The 4600-nt window shown below is 39.0% G+C and carries 2 protein-coding genes and 1 riboswitch; both genes read left to right on the forward strand.

Annotated elements, in window-relative coordinates; all coding sequences use genetic code 11:
- Positions 1-3334 (forward strand): Ig-like domain-containing protein (locus tag ACH2DQ_RS01000; protein WP_395025147.1); only part of this gene is annotated, 3334 nt, incomplete at its 5' end.
- Positions 3335-3625: 291 nt separating this feature from the next.
- Positions 3626-4132: a flavodoxin domain-containing protein gene (locus ACH2DQ_RS01005; protein WP_394915971.1), complete on the forward strand. Its 507-nt coding sequence runs from the start codon at positions 3626-3628 to the stop codon at positions 4130-4132.
- 117 nt (positions 4133-4249) lie between these two features.
- A riboswitch (cobalamin riboswitch) is annotated at positions 4250-4464 on the forward strand.
- Positions 4465-4600 lie beyond the last annotated feature (136 nt).

Raw genomic sequence — 4600 nt, forward strand, 5'->3', positions numbered from 1 at the left:
AGGAGCAGTTGGAACAGCACCAGAAAAAATAACCAGTAAAGAAGCAGGTGAAATTACTTTACCTGATAATACTTTTACATTAAATGGATATCGTTTCCAGGGCTGGAATGATGGTAAAGAGGTTTATAAGCCGGGGTCTGTATACAACATGCCGTTTGGAGGTATCACTTTCACGGCTGAGTGGTCAAAATCCGATTCTTCTGTTATTAAATTCGAACCAGGTGGAGCTGATTCCGGTACACCAATCGTTTTAAAAAACCAGAAACCAGGCGACCAGGTAAAAATTCCGGAAAATCCATTTACAAAAGAAGGTTTTGACTTTGATGGATGGAATGATGGGACGCAGACTTATCAGCCGGGTGATGTTTATACGATTCCGGCTCATGACGTAACCTTTACTGCCCAGTGGAGTGCATTTTATACCTTTGATGCAGGTACCGACGTATGGAATGTATCTGCGAAATGGTGTTACGGTCCTGATGGTGCAGGAATTATTCCCCAGGAAGCCGGAGCTAAAAATGGCAGAATGCCAAAAGGCAGCGTAGAACGTATATACTTTGGCATGTCCGGTGAGATCAATCAAAATACAGATAATTATTACAAATTCGAAGGCTTTACCATTAACGGAAAAACTTATACCGAAGCAACGACGATTTCAAATACCGATTATTTTTCCGGAAATGTGATAGTCAGCTTCCCGGATAAAGAAGATGCAGATGGCTGCAAATATGGTAAAGTAGAATTTAAAAATGGCGAATTTAAAGATAACGTTGAGATCAGGCAGCATTACACAGAAACAACAGAAAAACGATATCTGGCAGATATTTCATCTCTTGCGGTCAACGGTCGAACAGGGAATATTACAAATGATAAAATTGTTGTAAGCATACCTGAAAATACAGATCTTACGAAATTGAAACCGGTCATCAAATTAAGTGATGGTGCCACGGTTTCTCCAAAATCGGAAGAAGAAGTGGATTTAACAAAGCCGGTTCTTTATACCGTTATATCCAAGGATGGCAGAATAACAAAGAAATATACAGTGTCCGTAGAATTCATAAGGAATCACCTGGAAGAAAATCTGCCGGGATGGATTACGCAGACATTTGAGGCACGCCGGGACAGAGATGGTGACGGAACTCTGGTACTTGGAAGTGAGCCATTCCTGAAGAGTGCCAGTTCAACCTGGTCCGACTGGGCTGCATTTACAATGGGACGTTTTGGCACGGTTAATTCCGATGGAAGTGTGAACCTGAATTATAAAGATGGTGAAAATAATGAAGGCTACAGCGCTTACATGGAAGCAATGAAAGCAAATATCGAAAAAAGGTATGCGGAGAACGATGGAAAATTAGATGATAATAAAGTGACAGAATGGCATCGTGCGGCACTTGCTATCGCAGCAATCGGAGGCGATGTTACTGATTTTGGAACTTATAATGGCAACGGGATAAACCTTATCAATGATGGAGCCTTTAATGCGGTTGTAGACCCCGCAAGGCAGGGGATTAACGGTCCGATTTTTGCATTGATAGCAATGAATATACAGGACTTCACCCGTCCCGCTGAAATGAAATATTCTGATGAATATCTGATCAAATATATTCTGGAGAGACAGCTGAAGGACGGTGAAAATGGAAGCTGCAGCGGATGGGCATTGTGGGGAGCGGTATCTGATCCTGATATTTCAGCTATGGCAGTACAGGCATTGTCTGCCTATTATTGGGATGATACGGAATATACTTACACAAATCTGGCAAGTGGTGAGACTGTAACGAAAACGGTTCGCACAGCAATCGATGAAGCATTGAACAGATTGGGGACATTGCAGACAGATCTGGGTGATTACTTATCCTGGGGAACACGAAATATGGAAAGTACGTCTCAGGTACTGCTTGCCATTATTTCTGTGGGAGTAGATCCTTTGACCGACCAGCGCTTTATTAAAAATGGAAATACCCTGATTGACGGTGTTTTACGGTACAAATTAGAGTCCGGTGGATTCTGTCATACCTTTGATTATGACCCGGATAATGCTGCGGCATCTAACGGAGTATATAATTCCATGGCAACAGATCAGGGAGGTTATGGTTTAGTTGCTGCCTGGAGATATCTGAATGGAATGCGTTATATATATGACTATCGTGCAGAGTTCTCAGCCCAGGATACATCCGTTATTAATACCTTAAAAACAACGATAGACAATGCATTAGCGAAAAAAGGTACAGAAGGATATTACGAAGCTTTAAATAGTGCTATGGAAACATATGATAGTACTTTCAAAGAATTGAACGATAATTCTTTACGTAGATATGTACCAAACTATTGGCAGCTTTCCGATGCACTTGACGCAGAAAATGCCACAGTTGACGAATTGAAAAAAGCAGCAGCTCCGGTTGAACAGCTTATCGCAGCAATCGGTACAGTAACAAAAGACAGCAAAGCAGCAATAGAAAAGGCAAGAGCAGCATATGATTTACTTGCAGATGCAGCAAAAAAATATGTCAGCAATTACAGTGTCTTAACTGCAGCAGAAAAAACACTGGCTGAGTTATCAAAACCAGTACCTCCGGAAGTCGTTAAAGTCACAGGAGTTACGTTACAGACAGCATCCATATCTATGTATCCTACCCAGGCACAATTGCTGAAAACAACCGTGACACCTGCCAATGCCGCAAATAAATCCGTAACCTACAAGAGCAGTAATACAAAGGCAGTTACAGTTGACGCAAATGGAAAAATAACCGCAAAATCTGCAGGAACTGCTGTTATAACAGTAACGGCACAAGATGGAAGCGGTAAATCTGCTGTCTGTAAAGTTACGGTTAAAAAGGCAAAAGTTAAACTAAATGCAGCAACATTGCCATTACAGGCAAAGAAGCGGGTGACCCTTAAGGTATCTGGTATGGCAGCAGGGGATAAAGTGGTTTCCTGGAAGAGTTCTAATAAAAAGTATGCTGTGGTATCGGGCAAAGGAAAAGTAACAGCGAAGAAACCGGGAAAAACGATAATCACCGTAACTACAAAATATGGAGCTAAAGCTACCTGTGATGTAAAAGTACAGAAAGGGAAGGTGAAAGCAACCTCCATTTCTGTTAATAAGAAAAAGCTAGAGTTGAAAAAAGGGAAGAAAGCAGGATTAGTGGTAACGCTTAAACCGATTACGGCGAAAGATAAGATTACATTTAAATCTTTGAATCCTGGTGTTGCAAAGGTCAATTCCAATGGAGTGGTAACTGCAAAGAAAAAAGGCGAATGTAAGATTATAATCCGTACTTCTAATGGGAAAAAGAAAACGGTAAAAGTGAATGTTATAAATAGCAGCAAAAAATAAAACACAATATGCTGACTAAAATATGACTGTACGATCTGGCAGCAGAGAAAGATATGAAAACTCTATGGCATTGTTCATATTTGAATTCTTTCTCTGTGGTTTGGATCGTGCAGTTTTTTGTGTGTATTGACTGAAAGTATCTAAATAAAGTTTTTACGGGCCTTATTGACAAGTAGATAATAATAGGATATGATAACAATATAAATTAAATTAACGGTGTTAAGTATGCGCAAACACACTCGAGTATTACATCGGATAGAAACTATAAAATAGTATATAGGAGTAAAGTGTATGAAAATATTGATACTATATGCAAGTAAATATGGATGTACAGAGGATTGTACCAACTATCTCAAAGACAAAATCAAAGACAATCTAAAAGACAAACTCAAACAGGAAGTAAAAACCATAAATTTAAAAGGTGCCGAACACGTCGATTTGCAGCATTATGACTGGGTTATCATCGGCGGCTCCATATACATAGGGAAAATACAAAAAGAAATAAAACTTTTTTGTGAACAGAATCTGCAAATCCTGCTTACAAAAAACATTGTATTATTTATGTGCTGTACAACACCTGATCAGGAAAGTGAGTTTTTCAGCAAAAATTTTCCTGCTTCGCTGCGAAAGCATGCTGAAAAAACAGTAAATATGGGAGGTGAACTCCGTCAACATAAAATGGGATTTTTCGATAAAAAAATAACAGCCATGGTGTCGAAACTGGAGCCTAAGAAAAATGAAATTTTATATAAAAATATAGATGAATTAGTTGATTTTCTAAATAAGAAAAGTTCTTAAAGGAAGCTGCTAAATGAAAAATATATTTATAAGTTTGGAGGTGAAATATAAAAAAGATACCAATTATTCAAAGAAATTTATTGACTTTCCCATATCAATGAGATAGTATTATTTCATAAACAAAATATTAATTGCGGTCATTTTTCATGCAGTTTTTCAGAATCTGCCATGAAAGTGATAATAGGGAAGCCGGTTCAATTCCGGCACAGTCACCTCTACTGTAACGTGGACGAGGAAACAATATGCCATTGGCGCTGCATAGATAGCTGCTGAGAAGGCGTTTCTAAGGTCGAAGCGGAGTCAGGATACCTGCCGTAAAAACAGATTGCTGAATTTCCGGGCTGAGGAAACAGATTTGTTTTTATACCGCGATTTAATGTTTGGTGCATTAGAATGATGGAATAAAGAGGATGGGAATCCGATTTGATTATAATATAAAAGCCTTTCTGTTTACATACAGGAGGGCTT

This window comes from Robinsoniella sp., from assembly GCF_034124845.1.

Bases quoted from the DNA above. Each gene is read 5' to 3' on its own strand.
- ACH2DQ_RS01005 (WP_394915971.1), top strand. From the start codon at position 3,626: ATGAAAATATTGATACTATATGCAAGTAAATATGGATGTACAGAGGAT.